Source organism: Serratia sp. A07 (assembly GCF_058725505.1).
Genome location: NZ_JBZXDO010000003.1, coordinates 260,752 through 284,818, shown reverse-complemented (window position 1 = coordinate 284,818; position 24,067 = coordinate 260,752). Strand labels below are relative to the sequence as shown.

General features: G+C 58.4%; 25 protein-coding genes and 1 tRNA gene. 14 read left to right on the top strand and 12 right to left on the bottom strand.

Translation table 11 applies throughout. From position 1 onward, the window contains the following. Position 1 precedes the first annotated feature (1 nt). The gene (locus tag AC4PR2_RS05070) at positions 2 to 1,192 is read left to right on the top strand and encodes a Bcr/CflA family efflux MFS transporter (protein ID WP_197802546.1); all 1,191 of its coding nucleotides are present in this window, start codon (positions 2 to 4) and stop codon (positions 1,190 to 1,192) included. A 57-nt stretch (positions 1,193 to 1,249) separates the two neighbouring features. Here AC4PR2_RS05070 and cspE read toward each other — a convergent pair whose 3' ends face one another. Beyond that, on the bottom strand, positions 1,250 to 1,459 hold the full coding sequence (gene cspE / locus AC4PR2_RS05065; protein WP_004940030.1) for a transcription antiterminator/RNA stability regulator CspE: 210 nt from the start codon (positions 1,457 to 1,459) through the stop codon (positions 1,250 to 1,252). Between the two features lie 346 nt (positions 1,460 to 1,805). Between cspE and AC4PR2_RS05060 the strand changes: the two genes are divergently transcribed. The 6 genes from AC4PR2_RS05060 to AC4PR2_RS05035 all read left to right on the top strand — a co-directional run bounded on the left by AC4PR2_RS05060 (position 1,806) and on the right by AC4PR2_RS05035 (position 7,723). After that, positions 1,806 to 2,969 (top strand): amidohydrolase, encoded by a 1,164-nt coding sequence (locus AC4PR2_RS05060; RefSeq protein ID WP_197802544.1) that lies wholly within the window; start codon positions 1,806 to 1,808, stop codon positions 2,967 to 2,969. Between the two features lie 189 nt (positions 2,970 to 3,158). Beyond that, a complete protein-coding gene (locus tag AC4PR2_RS05055) occupies positions 3,159 to 4,484 on the top strand; it encodes an LLM class flavin-dependent oxidoreductase (RefSeq protein ID WP_049199977.1) in 1,326 nt (441 codons plus the stop codon). Positions 4,485 to 4,510: 26 nt separating this feature from the next. Next, entirely contained in the window at positions 4,511 to 5,431 is a 921-nt protein-coding gene (locus AC4PR2_RS05050) for an ABC transporter substrate-binding protein (protein ID WP_049199975.1), read from the top strand. 9 nt (positions 5,432 to 5,440) lie between these two features. Next, positions 5,441 to 5,968: a GNAT family N-acetyltransferase gene (locus AC4PR2_RS05045; protein WP_015376925.1), complete on the top strand. Its 528-nt coding sequence runs from the start codon at positions 5,441 to 5,443 to the stop codon at positions 5,966 to 5,968. A 30-nt stretch (positions 5,969 to 5,998) separates the two neighbouring features. Continuing rightward, the gene (locus AC4PR2_RS05040; RefSeq protein ID WP_049199974.1) at positions 5,999 to 6,886 is read left to right on the top strand and encodes an amino acid ABC transporter permease; all 888 of its coding nucleotides are present in this window, start codon (positions 5,999 to 6,001) and stop codon (positions 6,884 to 6,886) included. A gap of 9 nt (positions 6,887 to 6,895) precedes the next feature. Further along, complete coding sequence (locus tag AC4PR2_RS05035; protein ID WP_015376924.1) at positions 6,896 to 7,723, top strand: amino acid ABC transporter ATP-binding protein; 828 nt, start codon at positions 6,896 to 6,898, stop codon at positions 7,721 to 7,723. 36 nt (positions 7,724 to 7,759) lie between these two features. On the opposite strand, the gene AC4PR2_RS05030 is transcribed toward AC4PR2_RS05035, so the two are convergent. Next, positions 7,760 to 8,269 (bottom strand): VOC family protein, encoded by a 510-nt coding sequence (locus AC4PR2_RS05030; protein ID WP_038877409.1) that lies wholly within the window; start codon positions 8,267 to 8,269, stop codon positions 7,760 to 7,762. Between the two features lie 166 nt (positions 8,270 to 8,435). On the opposite strand from AC4PR2_RS05030, the gene AC4PR2_RS05025 reads away from it, so the two are divergent. After that, positions 8,436 to 8,915: a cold-shock protein gene (locus tag AC4PR2_RS05025; protein WP_038877408.1), complete on the top strand. Its 480-nt coding sequence runs from the start codon at positions 8,436 to 8,438 to the stop codon at positions 8,913 to 8,915. Positions 8,916 to 8,939: 24 nt separating this feature from the next. On the opposite strand, the gene AC4PR2_RS05020 is transcribed toward AC4PR2_RS05025, so the two are convergent. From AC4PR2_RS05020 to AC4PR2_RS04980, 9 genes are all read right to left on the bottom strand, one after another. After that, positions 8,940 to 10,388 (bottom strand): GGDEF domain-containing protein, encoded by a 1,449-nt coding sequence (locus tag AC4PR2_RS05020; RefSeq protein WP_038877558.1) that lies wholly within the window; start codon positions 10,386 to 10,388, stop codon positions 8,940 to 8,942. Between the two features lie 629 nt (positions 10,389 to 11,017). Then, complete coding sequence (locus AC4PR2_RS05015) at positions 11,018 to 11,569, bottom strand: flavodoxin family protein (RefSeq protein WP_041033835.1); 552 nt, start codon at positions 11,567 to 11,569, stop codon at positions 11,018 to 11,020. Between the two features lie 236 nt (positions 11,570 to 11,805). Then, positions 11,806 to 12,738, bottom strand: a complete 933-nt coding sequence (locus AC4PR2_RS05010) for a glycosyltransferase (protein WP_197802541.1) — start codon at positions 12,736 to 12,738, stop codon at positions 11,806 to 11,808. A gap of 237 nt (positions 12,739 to 12,975) precedes the next feature. Further along, entirely contained in the window at positions 12,976 to 14,415 is a 1,440-nt protein-coding gene (locus AC4PR2_RS05005; protein WP_197802539.1) for an oligosaccharide flippase family protein, read from the bottom strand. A gap of 545 nt (positions 14,416 to 14,960) precedes the next feature. Continuing rightward, positions 14,961 to 16,493, bottom strand: coding sequence for a glycosyltransferase family 39 protein (locus AC4PR2_RS05000; protein ID WP_492174927.1), 1,533 nt, complete (start codon positions 16,491 to 16,493; stop codon positions 14,961 to 14,963). A 125-nt stretch (positions 16,494 to 16,618) separates the two neighbouring features. Continuing rightward, positions 16,619 to 16,762 carry a hypothetical protein gene (locus tag AC4PR2_RS04995; RefSeq protein ID WP_016928795.1) on the bottom strand — a complete coding sequence of 48 codons (144 nt, stop codon included), beginning with the start codon at positions 16,760 to 16,762 and terminating at the stop codon, positions 16,619 to 16,621. Between the two features lie 108 nt (positions 16,763 to 16,870). Continuing rightward, positions 16,871 to 17,197, bottom strand: a complete 327-nt coding sequence (locus AC4PR2_RS04990; RefSeq protein ID WP_048322373.1) for a gamma-glutamylcyclotransferase family protein — start codon at positions 17,195 to 17,197, stop codon at positions 16,871 to 16,873. Between the two features lie 132 nt (positions 17,198 to 17,329). Beyond that, positions 17,330 to 17,406: transfer RNA gene (locus tag AC4PR2_RS04985), tRNA-Arg, on the bottom strand. Between the two features lie 413 nt (positions 17,407 to 17,819). Continuing rightward, entirely contained in the window at positions 17,820 to 18,029 is a 210-nt protein-coding gene (locus AC4PR2_RS04980; RefSeq protein ID WP_049278728.1) for a hypothetical protein, read from the bottom strand. 205 nt (positions 18,030 to 18,234) lie between these two features. On the opposite strand from AC4PR2_RS04980, the gene folD reads away from it, so the two are divergent. After that, a complete protein-coding gene (gene folD, locus AC4PR2_RS04975) occupies positions 18,235 to 19,101 on the top strand; it encodes a bifunctional methylenetetrahydrofolate dehydrogenase/methenyltetrahydrofolate cyclohydrolase FolD (protein ID WP_004940177.1) in 867 nt (288 codons plus the stop codon). A gap of 10 nt (positions 19,102 to 19,111) precedes the next feature. Beyond that, positions 19,112 to 19,324, top strand: coding sequence for a ribosome-associated protein YbcJ (ybcJ, locus tag AC4PR2_RS04970; RefSeq protein WP_049278727.1), 213 nt, complete (start codon positions 19,112 to 19,114; stop codon positions 19,322 to 19,324). A 61-nt stretch (positions 19,325 to 19,385) separates the two neighbouring features. Here the strand turns inward: ybcJ and cysS are convergent, their stop codons facing one another. Continuing rightward, positions 19,386 to 20,771 (bottom strand): cysteine--tRNA ligase, encoded by a 1,386-nt coding sequence (cysS, locus tag AC4PR2_RS04965; RefSeq protein ID WP_038875101.1) that lies wholly within the window; start codon positions 20,769 to 20,771, stop codon positions 19,386 to 19,388. Between the two features lie 309 nt (positions 20,772 to 21,080). Here cysS and ppiB point away from each other — a divergent pair, with 309 nt between their 5' ends. The 4 genes from ppiB (at position 21,081) to purK (ending at position 24,046) form a co-directional block, all read left to right on the top strand. Next, on the top strand, positions 21,081 to 21,575 hold the full coding sequence (gene ppiB, locus AC4PR2_RS04960; RefSeq protein WP_004940183.1) for a peptidylprolyl isomerase B: 495 nt from the start codon (positions 21,081 to 21,083) through the stop codon (positions 21,573 to 21,575). A 10-nt stretch (positions 21,576 to 21,585) separates the two neighbouring features. Further along, positions 21,586 to 22,308, top strand: coding sequence for a UDP-2,3-diacylglucosamine diphosphatase (locus tag AC4PR2_RS04955; RefSeq protein WP_060440541.1), 723 nt, complete (start codon positions 21,586 to 21,588; stop codon positions 22,306 to 22,308). Positions 22,309 to 22,457: 149 nt separating this feature from the next. After that, positions 22,458 to 22,982, top strand: a complete 525-nt coding sequence (purE, locus tag AC4PR2_RS04950; protein ID WP_060423515.1) for a 5-(carboxyamino)imidazole ribonucleotide mutase — start codon at positions 22,458 to 22,460, stop codon at positions 22,980 to 22,982. Beyond that, on the top strand, positions 22,979 to 24,046 hold the full coding sequence (gene purK, locus AC4PR2_RS04945; RefSeq protein ID WP_043146773.1) for a 5-(carboxyamino)imidazole ribonucleotide synthase: 1,068 nt from the start codon (positions 22,979 to 22,981) through the stop codon (positions 24,044 to 24,046). Before purE ends, purK begins: the two co-directional genes overlap by 4 nt. The last annotated feature ends 21 nt before the right edge of the window (positions 24,047 to 24,067 follow it).

Sequence of the window (24,067 nt, the reverse complement as noted above, 5' to 3'; positions counted from 1 at the left end):
CATGACCAAACACTTAGCCAGACAACATCTGGTGTACGCCGTCGTGCTTGGCCTGTTGGCCGCGCTGGGGCCGCTGTGCACCGATCTCTATCTGCCCGCCCTGCCGGAAATGGCGGGCGAACTGAATACCTCTACCGCCGCCGCGCAGCTCAGCCTGACCGCCGGGCTGCTCGGCCTGGGCGTCGGCCAGCTGATTTTCGGTCCTTACAGCGACAAACTGGGCCGCATGCGCCCGCTGTTGCTGTCGCTGATCCTGCTGCTGGGCGCTTCGCTGTGGTGCGCGCTGGCGCCCACCATCGACCAGTTGCTGATCGCCCGCCTGCTGCAGGGCATCGCCGGCGCCGGTGGCGCGGTGATTTCCCGCGCCATTGCCCGCGATCTGTATGCCGGTCATGAGCTGACCCGCTTCTTCGCCCTGCTGATGCTGGTCAACGGTCTGGCGCCGATCGTCGCGCCGGTGCTGGGCGGCGTTATGCTGCAGGTGATGAACTGGCGCGGCATCTTCGGCGTGCTGGCGGCCATCGCCGTGCTGCTGTTCAGCCTGTCGGCGCTGAAGCTGCGCGAGTCCCTGCCGGCCGAGCGCCGCAGCCAGGGCGGCATTCTGGCGATGCTGATGTCGCTGGGCAGTCTGTTGACCCAACGCTATTTCATGGGCCTGTGTCTGACGCAGGGCTTCGTGATGGCCGGCATGTTCGCCTATATCGGCGCCTCGCCTTTCGTCCTGCAGCAGATCTACGGCCTCAGCCCGCAGATGTTCAGCCTGTGCTTCGCCATTAACGGCGTCGGGCTGATCATTGCGGCGCAGCTGGCCAGCCGCCTCAGTTCGCGTTGGGGGGAGCGTCGCGTGTTGAAGAGCGGGCTAACGCTGGCGGCCGTCGCATCGCTGTTGCTGCTGTTGGCCGCCGCGCTGCATGCGCCGCTGGTGTTGTTGCTGGTGCCGCTGTTCTTTTCGGTGGCGGTGATCGGCATCGTCGGCCCAACCGCCTCTTCGTTGGCCATGCAAAGCCAGGGTGACAAAGCGGGCAGCGCGTCGGCCTTAATCGGCGTGTGCATGTTCGCGCTCGGTGCCTGCGCCGTGCCGCTCACCGGGCTGGGCGGCACGTCCAGCCTGTCGATGGCGCTGACCATCGTCGGCTGCTACGCCGTCGCCATCCTGCTGTTCAGCCTGTTAGGCCGCCGCAGCGAGGCATAACGCGCCCAATAAAAAACCCGCTCAATGAGCGGGTTTTAAGAAATTCAGCTACGCAGCTTAGATAGCAGTAACGTTAGCGGCAGATGGGCCTTTGGCACCGTTCGTGATTTCAAATTCTACACGCTGGCCTTCAGCAAGCGTTTTGAAACCGTTGCTAACGATGGCAGAGAAGTGAACGAAAACGTCCTTGCTACCATCTTCCGGAGTAATGAAACCGAAGCCTTTGGATTCATTAAACCACTTAACGCTACCTTTAATCTTAGACATCAAACTTACCTTTAACGTGAATGAAAGACACAAAACCTGTGTCTATTACAGTACAGCAAGCAGGCAGGATTTTGTCCACCACCGCGATCACAGAAATCCGATAAAGAGTGAAAAAATCCGTGTTGTCCGGTGTAAATTGATTGCACCGGTTGCGATAAGTTACCGTGCCAGGTCAATCCTCTCCACGCGCCGGCGAACAACGAGCGAACGCCCAAACTCGCCCACCGCCCCCAGCGTTGACGCTCCCGCGCAGACGCAATCGCTATGAAATATAACCAGATGGTCTTTTTGCTTCGGCGGCCGCTGCACTAGGGTTAGGGTTTATTTCCCACTATGAGCCAAGCCTATGACCAGCCAGTTGGCAGACAAAATCATCGCCTATCGGCGTGAGCTGCACCAAAACCCGGAGCTTTCCAATCACGAATTCGCCACCACCGCCCGGCTGACGCGCTGGCTGCAAGAAGCGGGCATTCGCCTGCTGCCGCTGGCGCTGAAAACCGGCGTCGTGGCGGAGATCGGCAGCGGCAAGGGGCCGATCATCGCGCTGCGCGGCGACATTGACGCCCTCCCGATCGACGAAATCGCCGACGTGCCCTTCAGCTCGCAAAACCGCGGCGTGATGCACGCCTGCGGCCACGACTTTCATACCTCGGTGATGCTCGGCGCCGCACACCTGCTGAAAGCGCGTGAGGCCGACCTGCCCGGCACGGTACGCCTCTTCTTCCAGCCGGCGGAAGAGACCTTCAACGGCGCCCGACACCTGATCGACGTCGGCGCGCTGGATAACGTCGCCGCGGTGTTTGGCCTGCATAATGCGCCGGAGCTGCCCACCGGCACCTTCGCCACCCGCGCCGGGCCGTTCTACGCCAACGTCGATCGCTTCCAGATCCTCATCACCGGCAAGGGCGCGCACGCCGCCAAACCGGAACAGGGCGTCGACACCATCGTCACCGCCAGCCAGATCGTCGGCGCGCTGCAGACGCTGCCCAGCCGCAGCTTCAGCTCGCTGGAATCGCTGGTGGTGAGCGTAACGCGCATCGAAGGCGGCAATACCTGGAACGTGCTGCCGCAAACCGTGGAGCTGGAAGGCACGGTGCGCACCCACAGCGACGCGGTGCGCCGCCAGGTGCCGGACAAGATTCGCCAGGTGATCGACGGCATAGCCGCCGCGCTGGGTGCGCAGGCCGAACTCCGCTGGCAGCCGGGGCCGCCGGCGGTGATCAATGACCCGCATTGGGCGGCGTTCAGCAAAACCGTCGCCGCCGAGGCCGGCTACCGGGTCGAAGAGGCGGAGTTGCAGATGGGGGGTGAAGATTTCGCGCTGTATCTGCATCACGTGCCGGGCGTATTCGTCAGCATCGGCTCCGCCAGCGAGTTCGGCCTGCATCATCCGCGTTTCAATCCCGATGAACGGGCCCTGTTCCCGGCGGCGCAATATTTCACGCTGCTGGCGGAACGCACGCTGCAACAATTAACCACCGCGCCAGAAAAAGCCCTCAGCAACGCCTGAATAACGGAACATATTATTTCCCCGACGCCGCACATGCCGCGTCGGACCCTATTATTTTTACCCGCCGTGATATTTGCAGTTTTCAACATTTGAATATGCTGTTTTGTTGTTTTACATCCCGCCGCCGCTCATCAATAGTGAACCCATCAGACACCGCGCGCCTCTGCGGCGCATGACAGGATAATCACGATGAGCGACAACGCGAATAATCAACGGCAATTGCGCCTGGGCGCCATTCTGCATGGCGCATCGGGAAATATGTCCGCCTGGCGCCACCCGGACGCCACCGCCGACGCCAGCATTAACCTCGAATTTAATATCGCCTCGGCGAAAAAAGCCGAACAGGGAAAATTCGATTTCGTCTTCGTCGCCGATGGGTTATATATCAACGAAAAATCCATTCCGCATTTTCTTAATCGTTTCGAACCGCTCACCCTGCTGGCCGCGCTGTCCGCCGCCACCGACAAAATCGGCCTGGTGGGCACCCTCTCCACCTCCTACAGCGATCCGTTCACCGTCGCCCGCCAGTTCGCCAGCCTCGATCACCTGAGCAACGGCCGTGCCGGCTGGAACGTGGTGACGTCGCCGCTGGAAGGCTCGGCCAAAAACTTCTCGCGCACAGAACACCCGGAACACAGCCTGCGTTACCGCATCGCCGGCGAGTTTCTCGACGTCGCCAAAGGGCTGTGGGACTCCTGGGAAGACGATGCCTTCGTGCGTAATAAAGCCAGCGGCGAATTCTTCCGCACCGGCAAACTGCACACTCTCAATCACCAGGGGGAGTTCTTCTCGGTACAGGGGCCGCTGAACATCGGCCGCACGCCGCAGGGGCGCCCGATCCTGTTCCAGGCCGGCGCCTCTGAAGACGGCAAACGGCTGGCGGCCCAACACGCCGATGCGATCTTCACCCATCACGACACGCTGGAACAGGCGCAGGATTTCTATCAGGACGTGAAGCGGCAGCTGGTGGAACAGGGGCGCGAACCGGACGATCTTCGCATCTTCCAAGGCGTCAGCGTGATCGTCGGCGACGACGACGCGGACGTCGAGCGCCAGTACCAGGAAACCGCCCGACTGGTCAGCATCGAGAACGCCCTCAACTACCTCGGCCGCTACTTCGAGCATTACGACTTCGCCCGCCATCCGCTGGACGCGCCCTTCCCGGACATCGGCGATCTGGGGCAAAACAGCTTCCGCAGCACCACCGACGCCATCAAGCGCAGCGCCCGCGAGCGCAACCTCACGCTGCGCCAGGTGGCGCTGGAAGCCGCCTCGCCGCGCCCGGTGTTCAGCGGCACGCCGGAAGCGGTGGCGGACGGTCTGCAACGCTGGTTCGACGGCGAAGCCGCCGACGGTTTCATCATCAGCGGCGGTACGCCCAACGCCTTCGGCCACTTCGTCGATCGGGTGGTGCCCGTCCTGCAACAACGTGGCCTGTTCCGCCAGGCGTACCACGGCGACACGCTGCGCGAGCACCTGGGCCTGAAGCGCCCGTTGAACAGATTCACCCAATAATAAGATCGCTTTCAGGGATACCCGCTATGCAGAAAACCGTTACCGCCGCCCTCGTGGCGGCCTTGCTGAGCCTGACCGGCGCCGCACTGGCGGGCACCGGCATCGATTTGCAGGCCAATGAAACCCCGATCCACGCGCCGAAAAACCCGCAGGCGATCGCCAAACTGCCGGCCGATTTCCACTTCGTGAAGCCGGGCCAATTCACCGTCGCGATCGCCGCACTCAACACGCCGCCGCTGGCGCTGTTCGCCGCCGACAACCGGCGACTGATCGGCAGCGAAGTGGATATCGCACAGCTGGTGGCCGACAGCCTGGGCCTAACGCTTAACGTGGTGCAAACCTCGTGGGAAGACTGGCCGCTGGGGGTGGTTTCCGGCAAGTATGACGCGGCCATCACTAACGTCACCGTGACCAAAGAGCGCAAAACCCGCTTCGACTTCGCCACCTACCGCATCGACTCGCTCGGCTTTTATGTCAAAACCGGCGGCAAGATCGCGACGATCAAACAGCCTGCCGATATCGCCGGATTAAAAATTATCGTCGGCTCCGGCACCAATCAGGAAGCCATCTTGCTGGCATGGGACAAGCAGAATCGGCAGCAGGGGCTTAAACCCTTCCAGCCGATCTACGTGACCGACGATGCGGCCGCCACGCTGGCGATCCAATCCGGCCGGGCCGACGCCTACTTCGGGCCGAACGTGCTGGGCGCCTATAAAGCGGCGCTGAACGGCCGCACCCGGCTGGCGGGCACGGTGGAAGGCGGTTGGCCCAAGGCGGCGCACATCGCCGTCACCACCCGTAAAGGCAACGGCCTGGTGCAGGCGGTGAACGAAGCGCTGAACGGCGCGATCCGCGGCGGGCAGTACGATCGGGTGCTCAACCGCTGGGGCGAGAGCGTCGAACGCCTTGCGCAGTCGGAAATCAACCCGCCCGGCCTGGGCGACTAGGAGCGCGCGATGACGCAAGACACCTTCATTCAGACGCTGCCGACCGACCCGCTGATCGCCCCGGTAATCGAGGGGCTGTTCGGCGAATATCGCCAGCGTTACGGCGACTATTTTGGTGACCAGGAACCGGAACCGCTGGATCTGTACGCGCCGCCGCAGGGGGCCTTCATCGTGCTGCTGCGCGCCGGTGCACCGATCGCCATGGGCGCCTTCAAACGCTATGACGCACAAACCGCCGAGCTGAAGCGCATCTGGACGCGGGGCGATCTGCGGCGCCAGGGCCTGGCGCAGCGGGTGTTGCAGCAGCTCGAAACGCTGGCGCTGGCGCAGGGATATCGCCGGCTCTATCTGACCACCGGTTTTCGCCAGCCCGAAGCGGTGGGCCTGTATCTGAGCAACGGGTATCAGCCGCAGTTCGATCCCACCGTCGACAGCGAGGTTTACAGCCGCCCACCCTACGATGGCCGCCTGCCGTTCCGCAAAAGCCTGATTGCAGAGGACGCATGTTGTTGCGCGTCGGAAAGGAAAATCGCCTAAGGCCCCTTTATCTGTATCAGGAGACATGACATGTCCAAACAAGACGTCTTGAAAGTGGTGCCCGCCCGCTATCCGCTGCGGCTGATCGGCGCGCTGTTTTCGCTGTTTATTCTGGCCGCCATCGTGCAATCGGTGGCGGGCAACGCGCGCTGGGAATGGGGCGTGTTCGCCGAGTGGTTCTTCGCGCCGGCGGTGCTGGCGGGGCTGGGGCAAACCCTGCTGCTGACGCTGCTCGGCACGCTGTTCAGCATCCTGTTCGGTACCCTGCTGGCGCTGGCGCGACTGTCGCGCTCTTACCTGTTGGCGTCGCTCGCCTGGGGTTATATCTGGCTGTTTCGCTCGCTGCCGCTGATTCTGGTGCTGATCATCCTGTACAACTTTTCCTACCTGTACGACGCCATCTCGCTGGGCATTCCCTTCACCTCCGTGGTGTTCGCCAGCTATCCGACCATCGACATTCTCGGCCAATTCGCCGTGGCGGTGCTGGGCCTGACGCTGGTGCAGTCTGCCTACACCGCCGAGATCATCCGCGGCGGCATCCTGGGGGTGGATTACGGCCAGCACGAAGCGGCGGCGGCGCTGGGCCTGCCGGGCTATCGCCGCACCTTCCGCATCATTCTGCCGCAGGCGCTGCGCTCCATTATTCCAACCGGCTTCAACGAGATCATCAGCCTGGCGAAAGGCACCTCGATCGTTTACGTGCTGGCGCTGCCGGAGCTGTTTTATACCATTCAGGTTATCTATAACCGCACCCAGCAGGTGATACCGCTGCTGATGGTCGCCACCGTCTGGTATCTGTTCATCACCACCGCGCTGTCGGTGATCCAATACTACATCGAGCGCTATTTCGCCCGAGGCGCGGTGCGCGAACTGCCGCCGACGCCCTGGCAGAAACTGGCCGGCTGGCTAAAACGTTAGGAGACCCGCATGTCTGAAGCCATTGATTATTACGCCTTGCCCGAGCAGCCGGCGCGCAACCTCACCCCGGTGCCGGCGCGCGGCCTGATCGAAATCAGCAACGTCAGCAAGTTCTTCGGCAAACACAAGGCGCTGGACGACGTCAGCCTGACGCTGCAGCCGGGCACCGTCACCGTGATCCTCGGGCCTTCCGGCTCCGGCAAATCGACGCTGCTGCGGGCGATCAACCACCTGGAACGCGTGGACGAAGGCTTTATCCGCATCGACGGCGACTACGTCGGCTATCGCCGCAAGGGCAACCGGCTGTATGAGCTGAAGGAAAAGGCCATCCTTCGGCAACGCATCAACGTCGGCTATGTGTTCCAGAATTTCAACCTGTTCCCGCACCTGACGGTGCTGGAAAACATCATCGAAGCGCCGGTGGTGCACAAGATCCACTCCCGCGAACGGGCGAAAGCGGTAGCCTATGAGCTGCTGGATACCGTCGGGCTGCGCCATAAGGCGGACGCCTACCCGCGCCACCTCTCCGGCGGCCAACAGCAGCGCATCGCCATCGCGCGTGCGCTGGCGCTGAACCCGAAGGTGATCCTGTTCGATGAACCGACCTCCGCGCTCGATCCCGAGCTGGTCGGCGAAGTGCTGGACGTGATAAAGGGATTGGCGGATCTGGGCGTCACGCTGGTGGTGGTCACCCATGAAATCGGCTTTGCGCGCGAAGCGGCGGATCGGGTGGTATTTATGGTCGACGGGCAGATCGTCGAGCAGGGCGACGCCAGGCAAGTGCTGGCTCAGCCGCAGCATCCGCGCACCGTCAACTTTCTCAACAAAGTGCTGTGATCGTCGGGGCGCCGCGGCGCCCCGTGCCCGAGCCGCTTACCGGCCGGCGAAACGCCGTTTCTCGGCGGCGAAATCCAGCGGGCGGATCCCCTGCTGGTTTTTGTCCTCGTCGGTCAGCAACGCCGGCGGAATAAACCAGGTCACCTCGAACAGCAGCCCGTCCGGATCGTGGCCATAAATGCTTTTGTGCACGCCGTGATCCTCTTCCAGCCCGAGAATGCCGCGTTCGGCCAGCTGGTGACGAATGCGCTCCAGCTCCTCCAGGCTGTCCACTTCCCAGGCCAGATGGTACAGCCCGGCCGGTGGCTCATGCTCCGCCGGCGGCTCGTTGTTGGCGCGAAATACCCCGGCACGCTGCTGGCCCAGGTTCTTGCTGAACAGCGCCAAATCGTGATCGTTGTCCGAATCGGCGGCCTGGGTAAACACCGCCCGATCGGGGCTGTCGGACGGCTTGAGCTTGAACCCCAACACCTGATGATAAAAGTCGGCGCTCTGCCGCACGTCGCTGACATACAGCACGGCGTGATTGAGACGTTTGATGCCCATCGCTATTCCTTTTTCGCATTGAATGAAGTCAGCATGAACATAGCATGTGGGGAGAAAGCCGCTAAATGCCGTTATCGCATGACTAAATGCCGCCCGCGCAATCTGTCGCTGCAAGGCATTCCGCGCTATCATAAGCGCTGTATAGAACCCTTTTGTGAGAATAGCGATGAACGGCAAGATAACGACTTTTTTTGAAGACAAAGGCTTCGGCTTTATTACCGACGAGAACGGAGAAAATCGTTATTTTCACGTGATTAAAGTGCAGAACCCGGAGCTGATTAAGAAAAATGCGGCGGTGACCTTCGAACCGACCAACAACACCAAAGGCCCGTCGGCTTATGCGGTCAAAGTGTTGGCGCCCAGCAAATACATCATCATCGCCAACGAAAGAATCAAGATCGCCAGCATCAAGTCTTTCAATACTTTCACCAAGGAAGTGCCGGTCAAAGCCGACGTGGATAAAGAGAACACCGTGCTGTCGGTCGGCCTGCTGATGAACCGCATTCGCCCGCAGTCCGAAGACCAGGCGCAGACCATGCAAACGCTGCGCATGCTGACCATTACCACTTTCCAGAACACCACCCATACCTTCTCCGAGCACGAGATCGATATGGATGAGACCATCAAGGCGCTGAAAAGCCTGTAAGCGCCGGTTGCCCAGCGTCGAGCCCTAGCGGAACAGGATATGCTCGACGCTGTTGCCGTTCACCACGTTGAACGACTCCACCCGATTACGCCCCTGCGATTTGGCGCGATACAGCGCGATATCCGCCATATTCATCAGCTGCTCCAGCGATTTCACCTCGTTCATCGCCAGGCTGGCTACGCCGACGCTGATGGTAATTTTCAACGTTTGTTTGCCTTCCGCCTGCAGTTCCGCCTGCTCCACCAGCCGGCGCAGATGTTCCCCCAGCGCCACGCCCTGTGCCGCCAGCGCGCGCGGCAACATGATGGCGAACTCTTCCCCGCCCAAGCGGCCGAACAGCTGATCGTGGCGCAGCTCGCGCCGCACGATGTGCGCAAACGACGCCAAAACCTGATCGCCGGCGCTGTGGCCGTGCGTATCGTTGATCTGCTTGAAATGGTCGATGTCGATCAGCAGGAGCGACACCGCCTCTTTGGAGCGGTGCTTGTGCTCCAGCAGCTCGCCCGCTTTGCGCGTCATCGCGCTGCGCGCCAGCACCCCGGTCAGAAAATCGTGGTTGGCGCTGTGCTCCAGACGCCGCATCAGCTTGCGGTTGGCGGCGATAGAGCTGGCGAGGATCAGCGGCCCCATCACCAGCATGGCGATGCCCAAGCGGGCGGACATCAGCGTGTCGAGGAAGGCGTTGTGGTTGTTCGGCGTTTCGTACAGCACCAGGTTGGCGGAAATGCTGCTGATCTCGGTCATGCCGGTCAACAGCGTCAGCAACGTCACGGGGAACAGCTGGTAACGCACCGCGCACCACAGCAGTGCCGGGATCGGGAAGGCGATAGCGCCCGGCCCGCCGATATAGACGCTGAATATCAGCGACAGCAGCAGCGCCAGCAGCGGCAGACAGCCTTTCAAACGCCAACGCACCTGTATGCGCAACAGCTGCTTCAGCCGCGGTGCCGCCATCAGCACCGGCAACAGCAGCAAGGTCGTCGAGAACTGCTCGCTGAACCAGGCCAGCCAAGCGACCACCACCGTGTTGTTGTACAGGCTGTCGTTGCGCAGCACCGACAGCGTCGACGCCACCGCCGCACCGGCCAGACTGGCGCTGAACATATAGAGTATCGCCTGGGGTTTGCCCATGCGCCGTTGCGACTGGGGCAGCATCAGCATGATGCCGTAACCGACGGCGATCAGCGACATGTTGCAGGCGTTCAGCCACAGCGCCAGGGACCAGCCTTCGCCGGTGCTGAGATCGGCGGCAACCATGCCTAGATAGGTGGTAAGCCAGCCGAGCGGCGTGGCGTAAACGGGTTTGCGCAGCAGCAGGCCGAGCAGAATCGCATTCACCGGCCAAAATAAAGAAAGCGAACCAATTGGCCGGCTAAGAATACCCACCAGAGAAAGTAAAAAGGCCAGCATGAAAAGATTGATCAGCTGAACCGTCAGAGGCAGGCCATGCCTGGCGTTTATTCTGACGTTCATCGCCTCGCCCATATTTCGCTAATAACCAGAATAATAATGTGCATACTCTCTCGCCCGGCCAGTGAGGGATAGTCAACTCGGATTTCAACCAAAAAAGCCAGACAAATCAATAATAAAAAACGTTAACATTTAATTAACAGACTTTTCTTAGCCTGATGCGACCGCGGCGGGCTCACCCGCATAGCGTCAGCAAATAATGCCGACTCTGCTGTCAGCATAGCGCATAGCGTAATAGGCCGCCGACGGCGTTAATTACATTAATAAGTTTGTGGTTATTGGTCGTTGAATGATGTTTGAATAACTACGCGATTATTTTCCTGCAACTGGGCCGCCCGTGCAATAACAACCCAAAAAAAGCCCGCATAGCGCGGGCTTGCTTGAACAACAGCAAATCGACAGTTACGACACAGCCATACGTTGCATGCCCGTGCTGCCGCGCAGTATAGCGGTGAAAGCTTAAGCAGACCTTAGCAACAAAAAACCCGGCCTAGGAACCGGGAATATTTGTACGAAATGCAGTGTTAGCCCAAGCAGGCTAATAACATTTCGCAGCTTACACGCCAATTGTGCAGAGAAAATGAACGCGGCGTCCGTTCAGTCGCGTCACTGCCCTCTCCGCACGGAAGACCTTACGCCAGTTTGGCGGCAAAACCCGCTACGCGCTGGCCATAGAGCTTGGCGGTCGCCAGATCGCCCGACAGCATCTCATCCACGCCGGCATCCGCCGGGGTCTGCACCAGCAGCCCCACCGAACCGCCCAGGTTATTGACGTCGGTGCGCTGCGCCGATTTGGTGTTGGCCGGCAGCAGCCCCAGGCTGACCCACAGGCCGCCATGTTGCGAAGCCAGCGTCTGCAGCGCGATCAACGTGACCTGCTTGTCGCCGTTCAGGCTGGCGCTGTTGGTAAAGCCGCCAAACACTTTGTCCTGCCACTTGCGGCCGAACCAGGCCTTGGAGCTGGCGTCGGCGAATTTCTTGAACTGCCAGGATGGGCCGCCCATATAGGTCGGCGAACCAAAGATGATGGCGTCCGCCTCATCCAGCGTCTGCCAGGCTTCGTCGCTGATATCACCGTTCTGGTCGATGGCGATCAGTGCCGCCCCGGCGCCTTCCGCCACCACTTTCGCCAAACGCTCGGTATGGCCGTAGCCGGAATGAAACACCACTACTGTCTTCGCCATAGAAATTCTCCACTCATTGCACAAAGGCGCCGACGGCGCCCCTCTCGCGTTCAATCTAATCAAGCGCGCAGCGGCTGAATACCAAATAAAACTGACGGTGTTATTCAAAAAAATGCGTCGAGCCGACGTGAATATTCTACGATAACATCAGGAGGAAAAAGCACGTGAGGGATACGGTAGGGATACGGTGGAGCAACGCCGGAACAACCCGGCATTGCGGAAAGAAAAACGGGAGCTTACAGCTGAGCTAAGAAATATTTGACTAGAACTTTCTTCTTAATGTTCATTATTCCTATCTCTTTGAATGCGGAAAGATACTCTTTTCTCAGTGCTTTAGGCACTCGTCCATAACAAGACTTGGCATCGTTAATGGAAAAACTGACGCAGCGAGAAATAAAATTATTTAAGTAGACGTTCAGCTCTCCATCGGTTTGCGAACGCAAAGCCGGTAGCTTTCTGGCGACGGTTAAATAACCGATGACATGGCGATGGCTTTTCTTGGAGGTCATTACCGAGTCACGACGAAGACGCCGCTTATACAACGACTCTTTCAGGCAAACGATCGTGGACCTCTGTGCCAATAAAATGCTGGTGGTAAATAAATTATCCTCGTGAATGATTCCGGGATAAAACGGATTATCGCGCACTAACTGTATTCTCGACATATACATACAAGGTGAAACGATATAATTATTCAAGCGCCATGACTCTTTAAAAAATGTCTCGCTATCCATGGTCTTATCATACAGGCTGTTGTCCCGAACGTAAGTAGACGAGAATTCGACAGTGAACTCATCATCGTAAAATGTTTCCGCATTGAAGAAGACAATATCGCTATGCGTTGACACCAGCGCCGTTACGCATTTAGAAACCAAAGAGACGTCAAAAATATCATCGCTATCGAGAAAGACGACAAATTCGCCGGTGGCCACGCTCACGCCATTATTTCTGGCGGCAGACTGACCTTGATTCTCTTGGTTAACGACTTTTACATTGGCGTGGTTACGGGTAACTTCCGCTAACAACGCCCCTGTAGCGTCTGTTGAACCGTCGTTGACAACGACGAGCTCGACATTCGGGTAGTCTTGATTAAGAACAGAGTTAACGCACTCGACAATATACTTTTCCGTATTATAACTTGCGATAACAACGCTAACTTTTGGATTCATTTTTGACTCTGCCGTATTTTTTCAATTGTAAACAGCTTATCATAGAAAAGCGCTTTATTAAACCTTAAAAACGATGTAGACCGATGACTGAAAAGCCATAACACCATGATAAATAAGAATGTTAAAAATAATAAAAATCCCAGCAAGATTCTATCGGACGAATTGAAATAAAAATGGAACAAATATCTCCACCGTAAGCTTAGTCGGGAAAAACCAGACTAAGCTTACGCCGATAAATTACGCTTTCTTCAGTATGACTTTCTTAAAATACCCTACTCGATCGCGCAGGAAAACCAATGAAGACATCAAATATACCGCGCCACCAAACAGTGAAGCGCCGATTAACGAGAAGATATTATTGATGGCGAAACCCAGCGGTGAAGTGTGTTGCAGCCAATACAGTGCCGCGCACATGATTCCTGAACAAAATGCGGGGCCGATAAGCCGGGCGAGTACCTCAAAGAGACTCCCCTCCAACAAGCGCATGGTGATAGTCATTGCAGGAATAAAGTTAACGACGTTGGCGAAAAAGTACAGCATAGTCAGCGTAGTGATATCAAACTGTACGCCAATAATAAATGCGCTAATCATTAGCAGCATGCCGAGGATGCCCAGCATCAACAACATTCCCGAACGCCCTTTGGACATCAAAACCGCACCGGTTGAACTGGTCAAGGATTGAACAATCCCGGTCGGCGCCAGCCATAACATAATCGTTGCGCTTAATGCCCATTCGGGGCCAAAGGCGATATTGAAAAAAGGTTCGCGCAGCGTAGCTAAACCGACCATCAAAGGGAATACGATAAACGAAATGACATCTATCGACTTGAGAAATAACTTTTTCACTTCCAGCACGTTATCTTGCTGACGACTCATGATGGGGAACAAGGAGCGCGATGCGATAAACGTCAGATTCTGCAACGGAAACAGCATTATTCTACAGGCTAGAGAGTAGGCGCCAAGAATATTGGCGTTCATAAACCGGCCAATGAACATGCTATCTGCATTGCGGGAAAAGTAATTTACAAAGTTAAAGAGCGTCAGATTACTGCTAAAGGAAAAGATTGTTTTCAGCTCTTTTTTGTTGAAAATTTGCGTTATTTTAGGACGCCACCCGCTTTTCATCCAGAGCAGGCTGGTTGAGATGATCGCCGTCAGCAGGTTTGAAAACACCAGACTGTAAACGCCGGCGCCCATATAAGCCAGGATGATGGCGGCGATAAGCGCCACAATGCCGGCTGAAAGTTCAATCAGTGAAACAATCATGAACTTTGAATTTCTTTCCAACAATGCCAAGTGCGTGGATCCGCTGCTGGCGATCGGAAAAGAGATGGAAAGCAATAATAACATATCCGTTAGGCGCGGCTCTTTAAATGCAGCGGCGATTAATGGCGAAAATAAAGCAATCACGATGGCAATGACTGTGCCCATGGTGATATTAAGGCCAAAAATAGCGTTGGTGGTGCTGTCTTTCAATTCGTTATGTTGAATAATCGCGGCGGATGTGCCCAAATCTCTAATCAAAAGAGAAAAGTTAATCACGACCAGGGCCATTGCCATCAGGCCGAATTCGCTGGGAGGCAACAGTCTCGCCAAAACGAACATACTCATTAACTGAGTAAATACTTTCCCCATCTGCGACAAAGTGATCCACTTTGCATTACTTAATGCGCTCATAAACAATCCTAAAACTCATTTCCCCTGAATCCCGCAGTAATGCCGCATTCATCCTGGGAAAGCTGCCAACCATTAACCTGCTCAAAGCGCGGGTATGCCAAAACGGCAAAAAGTAAAAAAACAACGCCAGCGCCAATACAACTCATTGATATTTATCAGATATCATCAATTTTCATACATAATACTGAGATAGTGTAGACATAGCGTCCCGCCGTTTTCAAGAATTCTGTCGCCACAGCCGGAATTATCAGAATAGGTTGAGAAATCGTGCGACTGTCACAGGCCTTGGCCATGAAAGAATCGCTGGAAAACCGAACGTTTTGCGCAAACCTGACAACCACGCCACCGGCGCTCGCATTGGATAAAAAAAATCCCGCGCAAGGCGGGATAAACTTAACAGGGATGGGGTAATACACTACAGGGAATGGATAACACACAACATCATCGGGTAGAGCTACAGTACCAATCCCAATGTATAGAACTGTCATCCCCGCGTAAGTTTGCTCGGCCAGATGTAACGCCGAATGGGAAATATGACATTTTTCTCAACGCACCACGAACAGACGCGATTCGAAGCCGCCGCTCTTGAAGGTGCCGGTATTGACCCACCCCGGCGGCGAACGGCCGAAGTCCTGATTGAAATCCCCGCCGCTGACCAGCCAGACCCGGCGATGGCCTTTCGATAAAACGCTGAGCTTATCGACATAGGTCTGCGCCGCCCGATCGTGGAAAAAGGTGCCGAAGCCATAGGCATTGGGCTTGCCCGAAATGCCGTTGGGCCTGGCCGGGGTATACAGCAGGGCGCGATAGCCCTTCTTGTTGTAATACACATAGCTCAGGTAGTTGAACATGTTGCTGACCACTACCGCATCGTTAGGCTGATAGTGGCTGTTGATATAGTGCACCATCACCTTGAACTCATCTTTCTCGACCGGGTAGTCGTTACGCACGCCGCAGCCGAACAGCAAGCTGAAAAACAACAGCAAAGAGATCCCGCGCACCCGGCTTTTCGTTCCGGCGATCAGCACGCCCAACACCAGCGGAATGCCGAGCGCGGCGGAATAGAGGTAGCGATCGACAAACAGCGGCGTGCGCCAGGAAATGGCGAATACCAGCGACACCGGGATCAGAATGCCACCAAGCAGCAACAGCGAGAATGTCCTTGGCATCACGCGCCGTTTCAGCAGCAGCGCGCACAACGCGATAAACATCGCCGGCAGCAGCCAGAGAATCGCCGTGGGATAGTTGCTGCCGTCATGGCCGGTGAGAAAACGCCAATACATTGCCGGCAGATCGCCCCAGGAAACCTGAGGGATCCAACCGACGTCGCCGCCGACCCGCAGTTCGGCGATATGCGCCAGCAGATTGAGCAGCACCAGCAGCCAGGGAATGTAGGCCACCCCAATCGCCACATTGGCCAGCCACCACGCCGGCTGCTTGATGTAACGTACGCCTTCTCGGCGGCATGACAGCGCCAACACCACCAGCCAGTGGGCGATCAGCGTGAAAATGGTGAAGTAATGGGTATAAAAGCTCAGCGTCATCAACAACGCATACAGCGCCAGATAGCGGCGGTTATCCGGCGTTTTCAGCCACTTAGCCAGCACCATGGCGGCGGCGATCGCCAGCATCCCCATCAGCGCGTACATGCGCGCCTCCTGGCTGTAACGCACCGCCATCGGCATGATTGCCATCAACCATCCCGCTATCAGCGCCGCCCGCTCGCTGGCCAACCAACGGGTAAAGCGCATCGCCAGCGCTACCGTCGCCACGCCGAACACCAGGCTCAGCGAACGGGCGGCCATGATGCCGTCGCCAAACAGTACCATCCAGGCATGCAGCAACAGATAATAAAGCGGCGGGTGAACGTCGAAGGAAGCGTGGTACAGCAAAGCGCCCACATCATAGCGGCTGGTCAGCACGCTGGAGGCTTCATCACACCAAAAGTACCGATCCGTTAAGGAAATAAACCGCACGATCGCCGAAAACGCCACGATCGCCAACGCGTAATGTTTGTAACTGATGCCCTTTAAGCCGTTGTTGCTCAAAGAGACATTCGAAACCTGTTGCAGTGACATAACCGCATTCCGCCCAAGAGAACCACACAGTGTGGAGACGCAGCGTCATCATTGCCGACGGCGGGTAAATGGCGGGTAAATCAGTACGAAAAAATCGGCACAGTCACCGCGGCGCCGCACGACTCTCAGCGGATTTCAACGCTGATATCCGGGTAGGCCTTCTCGCCGTCGCTGAGGTAATGCCCCAGCGCTCGGTAAGCCATCACGTACAGCACTGCGGCGGCGCACAGGCACAGCAAGGTCACAAGCAGGAATCTGGATTTGCGCACGATAGGCTCCATGGGGAAATTTTCGCCTATTGTAGCGCGGCAAAATAAACGAAAGTTCAATTGCCGGCGGGTCGAGCGCCTCACACTCATTCGGCGAGGCGACTCGTATCATTTCTTCAACATGTAGATAAACGAATCGACGGTTTCGCCGCCGGCGGTGGTGACGCTGACCGCTACCCGTTCATACCCCTCGCCTTCGAACGCATCGAGAGTCGGCCAGTGGTTGACGAGATTCGCTGAACGGAACAGAAAACCTTTCACCCGATTGCCGCTGTTATCCAACACGATGCCTGGGTAGCCCATCTCTGCGCCCCAGCCTTCGTTAAGCAGCGATCCGCCAACGCTGCCTTCTTCCCAGCTGCCGCCGATGGCTTCCATGATGTGCGCGTTGGGTCTGCCCGGCCCCAGGGTGCCGTATACGAATAAGCTTTGCATTTTTCACTCTGCCACTGACTGAAAGTTAGCGCATGAACATAGCACGACGCTCAGCGGCGAGCCAACGGGAGTACGGGTTACGCAGTCGAGTTTTCAAGGGAACGAGTAGGGGGAAGAAAATCAAGGGAGTAATGGCACGCCCTATAGGATTCGAACCTATGACCTACGGCTTAGAAGGCCGTTGCTCTATCCAACTGAGCTAAGGGCGCATTGAGATGCGGCAACCTGCGGCTGCGGGTTGGGATTATACGGTCAGAGGTTAGCGAGTCAATGCCTTTTCATGACGTTACGGCGGCGGCCGTGCTTTATGGCGTTTTTTCCGCCAGCGCCCGCGCGGCGAGGGTTCCCGTCAACCGGGCGCCGCCATGCTGAACCAGGCCGACACCTACGTAAATCGGCGCGCGTTCAGACCACCGCCGCCCATCCTCCCTCCACCGGCAAAGGCGAGCGGACTGCACGACTGCGGCGATGTCGCCCCAATCGGCATGCTCAACCACCCGCGCGTTGCAGGTCGCCGCCACCCTTTCCCCCAGTGTGGCGTCTGGGCGTGCGCTGTTTAAAGAAGCCTGGCTCCCCGATGCCCAAACCAGTAACAGCGTGCAGCCTGCCCAGAAGCAGCCCTTCATGCACATAACTTCCGCCACAGCGCATTCAGGCGTGCCCGCCACGACGGCGCCGCCTCATGCTTGCTGAGCTGATGCAACGCGGTGAGTTGCGCGCTGTCCGCCGGATGCAGTGAAGAATCGAACACCGTTTCCCCCACATGTTTAGGCTCCGTCGGTTGCTCGTCAGGCTGATGATGCAACGGGTAAAGCCGGGTTATCGCTCTCATGATCCTGCCCTCTTTCGCCCTGTGAACAGCCCCAGCGTATCCAAATACAGGTAAAAATGACGTAGAGGATCCTGAGGCCGGCATAAAAAAAGCGTAAATCGGCGTCGGCAACGGCCACGAGGGTGATTCTGCGCCTGACAGCGCGCTCAGCTTCTGCCAGAATAGCGGCATCCCCGCTTTTCTTAATTGATGGATTTCCACACTGATGTCAGCAAAGATTATTGATGGTAAAACGATTGCGCAGCAGGTTAGAAACGAAGTGGCTGAGCAAGTGAAACAACGTCTGGCGGCCGGCAAACGCGCCCCAGGGCTGGCGGTTGTGCTGGTCGGCGAGAACCCGGCTTCGCAAATTTACGTCGCCAGCAAGCGCCGCGCCTGCGATGAAGTCGGCTTCCTTTCCCGCTCCTACGATCTGCCCGCTGCCACCAGTGAAGCCGAGCTGCTGGCGTTGATCGACCAGCTGAACGCCGATGAGGAAATCGACGGTATTCTGGTGCAGCTGCCGCTGCCGGCCGGCATCGATAACGTCAAGGTGCTGGAACGCATCCACCCGGACAAAGACGTCGACGGCTTCCACCCGTACAACGTCGGCCGCCTGTGCCAACGCGCGCCTAAACTGCGCCCGTGCACGCCGCGCGGCATCGTCACCCTGCTGGAGCGTTATAACATCGATACCTACGGCCTGAACGCCGTGGTGGTCGGCGCTTCCAACATCGTCGGCCGCCCGATGAGCATGGAGCTGCTGCTGGCCGGCTGCACCACCACCGTCACCCACCGCTTCACCAAGAATCTGCGTCATCACGTCGAGAACGCCGATCTGCTGGTGGTGGCGGTCGGCAAGCCGGGCTTCATTCCGGGCGACTGGATCAAACCGGGCGCCATCGTGGTGGACGTCGGCATCAACCGTCTGGAAAGCGGTAAAGTGGTGGGCGATGTCGATTTCGACGCCGCCAGCGAGCGCGCCGCCTACATCACCCCAGTGCCGGGTGGCGTCGGCCCGATGACCGTTGCTACACTGATCCAAAATACCTTGCAGGCCTGCGAGGAATATCACGACGTTCAACCTAAATAAGTAAGGCAGTATGGAAATTTTCAATCTGGACAATCATCCCCACGTCGAACTGTGCGATCTGCTGAAGTTCCAGGGCTGGTGTGAAAGCGGCGGCGCCGCCAAAGAAGTCATCGCCGAAGGGCAGGTGAAAGTCGACGGCAAGGTCGAAACCCGCAAACGCTGCAAGATCGTCGCCGATCAGGTGGTGGAATTCAACGGCGGCAAGGTCACGGTTAAACCCTAACCCGCAGCCATAGAAAAAGGCGCTGAATTCAGCGCCTTTTTTGTTTTTCCCTGCGGCCGGATTACTTGCGGCGCCAGGTGGTGCCCTGCGGGCCGTCTTCCAGCACGATGTTCATCTCGTTCAACCGATCGCGGGCAGCATCCGCCAGCGCCCAGTCCTTGGCGGCGCGCGCTTCGTTACGCTGTTTGATCAGCGCTTCGATCTCCGCCACTTCGCCGTCGTCAACCTGAGCGCCCCCTTGCAGGAACTGCTCCGGCTCCTGCTGCAGCAGGCCGAGCACGTTCGCCAGCTTACGCAGTTCCGCCGCCATGCCGTTGGCCGCCGCCATGTCTTCACCCTTGAGGCGGTTAACCTCGCGCGCCAGATCGAACAGCGCCGAGTAGGCTTCCGGGGTGTTGAAGTCGTCGTCCATCGCTTCGCGGAAGCGGGCTTCGAACGCTTCGCCGCCGGCCGGCGCGGCGTCGGCATCGGTGCCGCGCAGCGCGGTATAGAGGCGCTCCAGCGCGGTGCGCGCCTGTTTGAGGTTCTCTTCGCTGTAGTTCAGCTGGCTGCGATAGTGGCCGGACATCAGGAAGTAACGCACCGTCTCCGCATCGTAATGGCCGAGCACGTCGCGAATGGTGAAGAAGTTATCCAGCGATTTGGACATTTTCTCTTTGTCGATCATCACCATGCCGGAGTGCATCCAGTAATTGACGTACGGGCCGTCGTGGGCGCAGCTCGACTGTGCGATCTCGTTCTCGTGATGCGGGAACATCAGATCGGAACCGCCGCCGTGGATATCGAAGTGGGTGCCCAGCTGCTTGCAGTTCATGGCGGAGCATTCGATGTGCCAGCCCGGACGGCCCGGCCCCCACGGCGACTGCCAGCTTGGCTCGCCCGGTTTGGACATCTTCCACAGCACGAAGTCCATCGGGTTGCGCTTCACGTCGTCGATCTCTACGCGCGCGCCGGCCTGAAGCTGATCCAGATCCTGGCGCGACAGCAGCCCGTATTGCGGATCGCTGTCGATGGAGAACATCACGTCACCGTTGCTGGCCACATAGGCGTGATCGCGATCGATCAGGCGCTGGGTGATCTCGATGATCTCGGCGATGTGCTGGGTCGCGCGCGGCTCTTGATCCGGGCGGTCGATCAGCAGCGCGTCGAAGTCGGCGTGCATTTCCGCCAGCATGCGTTCGGTCAGCTGGTCGCAGGTTTCATGATTTTCCGCCGCGCGGCGGATGATTTTGTCGTCCACGTCGGTGACGTTGCGCACGTAGTTCAGCGAATAGCCGAGGTAGCGCAGGTAACGCGCCACCACGTCGAAAGCGACAAAGGTACGACCGTGGCCGATGTGACACAGGTCATAGATGGTTACCCCGCACACGTACATGCCCACTTTCCCGGCATGAATGGGTTTGAATTCCTCTTTTTGACGACTCAGGGTATTAAAAATCTTTAGCATCGGGAGATTCCGTGGTGTGCGTGATAACAAAAAAGATAACCGGGCTTCAGGTTTTCCGCCCGGTAGCGTATTGAAACCTGAAGCCTGATCTATTGCAAGGTTAAGGCCATGCTTTGCTGATTTCACGCGAATAAAATGCGCGAAATTCGGCGGCGGGCGCAATTGTTATAATATAACATAAATGCAATTACCACAGACAGTACGCGGTTGAGCCGCTGCTGACTCGCTGGGGCGGATATGTTATAAGGGCGGTCTGAATGTTCACTCGCTTTACGTGACGTCTCACTTCACCTTGTTAGGATTAAAACTATGGTTACTTTCCACACCAATCACGGCGATATCGTTATCAAGACCTTTGCTGACAAAGCGCCGGTTACCGTTGAAAACTTCCTGAACTACTGCCGCGCCGGTTTCTACGACAACACCATCTTCCACCGTGTGATCAACGGCTTCATGATCCAGGGCGGCGGTTTCGAGCCGGGCATGAACCAGAAAGCGACCAACGCGACCATCAAGAACGAAGCCAACAACGGTCTGAAAAACACCATTGGCACCCTGGCAATGGCGCGCACCAACGATCCACACTCCGCCACCGCACAGTTCTTCATCAACGTGGCTGACAACGACTTCCTGAACTTCCGCGGCGAAAACGTGCAGGGCTGGGGCTACTGCGTGTTTGCTGAAGTGGTTGAAGGCATGGACGTGGTCAACAAGATCAAAGGCGTGAAAACCGGCCGCAGCGGCATGCACCAGGACGTACCGGTAGAAGACGTCGTGATCAACAGCGTGACCGTCAGCGAGTAATCGCGGCTGCATGAGTACGCTGTTCATCGCAGATCTGCACTTGTGCGCACAGGAACCGGCAATCACTGCCGGTTTTCTGCGTTTTTTACGGCGCGAAGCAGTTCACGCCGACGCGCTGTACATCCTCGGCGACCTGTTTGAAGCCTGGATCGGCGACGACGATCCCGAGCCGCTGCACGCGGAGATCGCCGCGGCGCTGAAAGCGCTGCAACAGGCCGGCGTGCCCTGCTACTTCATCCACGGCAACCGCGATTTTCTGCTCGGCAAGCGCTTCGCCCGCGCCAGCGGCATGCAGCTGCTGCCGGAAGAGAAAGTGCTGGAGCTGTACGGCCGCAGGATCCTGATCCTGCACGGCGACACCCTGTGCACCGACGATCAGGCCTATCAGCAATTCCGCCGTAAAGTGCACAACCCGCTGATTCAAAAATTGTTCCTGGCGCTGCCGCTGCGCTGGCGACTGAAGATCGCCGCCAACATGCGCGCCCGCAGCCAGCAATCCAACCAGTACAAGTCGGAAGCCATCATGGACGTCAACCCGCAGGCAGTCGAACAGACGATGCTGCGCCACGACGTGCACTGGATGATCCACGGCCATACCCATCGCCCGGCGGTGCACCGGCTGGCGTTGAGCAACGGCGAAGCCCATCGCGCGGTGCTGGGCGCCTGGCACGTCGAAGGATCGATGGTCAAAGTCAGCGCCGACGCCGTCGAGCTGATCCAATTCCCATTCTGAGCCCCGGACTGGCGCGCGAGTGAAAATTCGCGCTTTCGGCGCTGAAAACCGGCGACGCAACCGTTTTCCTCGCCGTGCGCTCATGGTATGCTCTACGCCCTCATTCGGCCCTCAGCCGACGCCAGACAAATCACAGGAGCCTTACACCCATGGGAGCCAACGCCGCTTCAGCCGCCACTACCGGGGCGAAAATCGCAATTGTAATGGGATCGAAAAGTGACTGGGCCACCATGCAGTTCGCCGCCGAAGTCCTGACCCAGCTCGAAGTCCCCTTCCATGTCGAAGTCGTTTCCGCCCACCGTACGCCGGACAAGCTGTTCAGCTTCGCCGAGCAGGCTACCGCCAACGGCTTTGACGTGATCATCGCCGGCGCCGGCGGTGCGGCGCACCTGCCGGGCATGCTGGCGGCGAAAACCCTGGTGCCGGTGCTGGGTGTGCCGGTGCAAAGCGCCGCGCTGAGCGGCGTAGACAGCCTGTACTCCATCGTACAGATGCCGCGCGGCATTCCGGTGGGCACGCTGGCGATCGGCAAAGCCGGCGCCGCCAACGCCGGGCTGCTGGCGATGCAGATCCTGGCGCTGCACGACGCCGCGCTGGCACAGCGTTTGGCGGACTGGCGTCGGGCGCAGACCGAAGAGGTATTGAACCACCCCGATCCGCGGGAGGACGCATGAAGCCGGTTTGCGTACTGGGCAACGGCCAGCTGGGGCGCATGCTGCGCCAGGCCGGCGAACCGCTGGGCATCGCCGTTTACCCCGTCGGCATCGATGCCGAGCCCGAGGCGGTGCCGTATCAGAACAGCGTCATTACCGCCGAGATCGAACGCTGGCCGGAAACCGCGCTAACGCGCGAGCTGGCGACCCACAGCGCCTTCGTCAACCGCGACATCTTCCCGCGCCTGGCCGATCGCCTGACGCAAAAACAGCTGCTCGACCAGCTCGGCCTGGCGACCGCGCCGTGGCAGCTGCTGGCGAGCGCCGCCGAATGGCCGCAGGTATTCGCTTCGCTGGGCGAGCTGGCGATCGTCAAACGCCGGGTCGGCGGCTATGACGGCCGCGGCCAATGGCGCTTGCGCCCGGGCCAGGAAGCCGAACTGCCGGCCGACGCCTATGGCGAGTGCATCGTCGAGCAAGGCATCAATTTCTCCGGCGAAGTGTCGCTGGTGGGCGCGCGCGGCCACGACGGCCGTTCGGTATTCTACCCGCTGACTCACAACCTACATGAAGACGGCATCCTGCGCACCAGCGTGGCGCTGCCGCAGCCCAACCCGGCGCTGCAGCAACAGGCAGAGCAGATGCTGGCGGCGATCCTGAACGAGCTGAACTACGTCGGCGTGATGGCGATGGAGTGCTTTATCGTCGGCGATCGGCTGCTGATCAACGAACTGGCGCCGCGCGTGCACAACAGCGGCCACTGGACGCAAAACGGCGCGTCCATCAGCCAGTTCGAACTGCATCTGCGCGCCATCCTTGGCCTGCCGTTGCCGCAGCCGGTGGTGAGCACGCCGTCGGTGATGGTCAACCTGATCGGCACCGCCGTCAACGAACAGTGGCTGTCGCTGCCGCTGGTGCATCTGCACTGGTATGAGAAAGAGGTGCGCCCGGGCCGCAAGGTCGGCCATCTCAATCTGAACGACCCGAGCGCCGCCGATCTGCGCCAGGCGCTGCAGGCGCTGGCGCCGCTGCTGCCGGGCGAATACCAAAGCGGGCTGGCCTGGGCACAGCAGAAGCTGGCCTAAAGCGCCGCCGCCAAAAGTAAA

Bases quoted from the DNA above. Each gene is read 5' to 3' on its own strand.
- AC4PR2_RS05070 (WP_197802546.1), top strand. From the start codon at position 2: ATGACCAAACACTTAGCCAGACAACATCTGGTGTACGCCGTCGTGCTT.
- cspE (WP_004940030.1), bottom strand. From the start codon at position 1,459: ATGTCTAAGATTAAAGGTAGCGTTAAGTGGTTTAATGAATCCAAAGGC.
- AC4PR2_RS05060 (WP_197802544.1), top strand. From the start codon at position 1,806: ATGACCAGCCAGTTGGCAGACAAAATCATCGCCTATCGGCGTGAGCTG.
- AC4PR2_RS05055 (WP_049199977.1), top strand. From the start codon at position 3,159: ATGAGCGACAACGCGAATAATCAACGGCAATTGCGCCTGGGCGCCATT.
- AC4PR2_RS05050 (WP_049199975.1), top strand. From the start codon at position 4,511: ATGCAGAAAACCGTTACCGCCGCCCTCGTGGCGGCCTTGCTGAGCCTG.
- AC4PR2_RS05045 (WP_015376925.1), top strand. From the start codon at position 5,441: ATGACGCAAGACACCTTCATTCAGACGCTGCCGACCGACCCGCTGATC.
- AC4PR2_RS05040 (WP_049199974.1), top strand. From the start codon at position 5,999: ATGTCCAAACAAGACGTCTTGAAAGTGGTGCCCGCCCGCTATCCGCTG.
- AC4PR2_RS05035 (WP_015376924.1), top strand. From the start codon at position 6,896: ATGTCTGAAGCCATTGATTATTACGCCTTGCCCGAGCAGCCGGCGCGC.
- AC4PR2_RS05030 (WP_038877409.1), bottom strand. From the start codon at position 8,269: ATGGGCATCAAACGTCTCAATCACGCCGTGCTGTATGTCAGCGACGTG.
- AC4PR2_RS05025 (WP_038877408.1), top strand. From the start codon at position 8,436: ATGAACGGCAAGATAACGACTTTTTTTGAAGACAAAGGCTTCGGCTTT.
- AC4PR2_RS05020 (WP_038877558.1), bottom strand. From the start codon at position 10,388: ATGAACGTCAGAATAAACGCCAGGCATGGCCTGCCTCTGACGGTTCAG.
- AC4PR2_RS05015 (WP_041033835.1), bottom strand. From the start codon at position 11,569: ATGGCGAAGACAGTAGTGGTGTTTCATTCCGGCTACGGCCATACCGAG.
- AC4PR2_RS05010 (WP_197802541.1), bottom strand. From the start codon at position 12,738: ATGAATCCAAAAGTTAGCGTTGTTATCGCAAGTTATAATACGGAAAAG.
- AC4PR2_RS05005 (WP_197802539.1), bottom strand. From the start codon at position 14,415: ATGAGCGCATTAAGTAATGCAAAGTGGATCACTTTGTCGCAGATGGGG.
- AC4PR2_RS05000 (WP_492174927.1), bottom strand. From the start codon at position 16,493: ATGTCACTGCAACAGGTTTCGAATGTCTCTTTGAGCAACAACGGCTTA.
- AC4PR2_RS04990 (WP_048322373.1), bottom strand. From the start codon at position 17,197: ATGCAAAGCTTATTCGTATACGGCACCCTGGGGCCGGGCAGACCCAAC.
- AC4PR2_RS04980 (WP_049278728.1), bottom strand. From the start codon at position 18,029: ATGAGAGCGATAACCCGGCTTTACCCGTTGCATCATCAGCCTGACGAG.
- folD (WP_004940177.1), top strand. From the start codon at position 18,235: ATGTCAGCAAAGATTATTGATGGTAAAACGATTGCGCAGCAGGTTAGA.
- ybcJ (WP_049278727.1), top strand. From the start codon at position 19,112: ATGGAAATTTTCAATCTGGACAATCATCCCCACGTCGAACTGTGCGAT.
- cysS (WP_038875101.1), bottom strand. From the start codon at position 20,771: ATGCTAAAGATTTTTAATACCCTGAGTCGTCAAAAAGAGGAATTCAAA.
- ppiB (WP_004940183.1), top strand. From the start codon at position 21,081: ATGGTTACTTTCCACACCAATCACGGCGATATCGTTATCAAGACCTTT.
- AC4PR2_RS04955 (WP_060440541.1), top strand. From the start codon at position 21,586: ATGAGTACGCTGTTCATCGCAGATCTGCACTTGTGCGCACAGGAACCG.
- purE (WP_060423515.1), top strand. From the start codon at position 22,458: ATGGGAGCCAACGCCGCTTCAGCCGCCACTACCGGGGCGAAAATCGCA.
- purK (WP_043146773.1), top strand. From the start codon at position 22,979: ATGAAGCCGGTTTGCGTACTGGGCAACGGCCAGCTGGGGCGCATGCTG.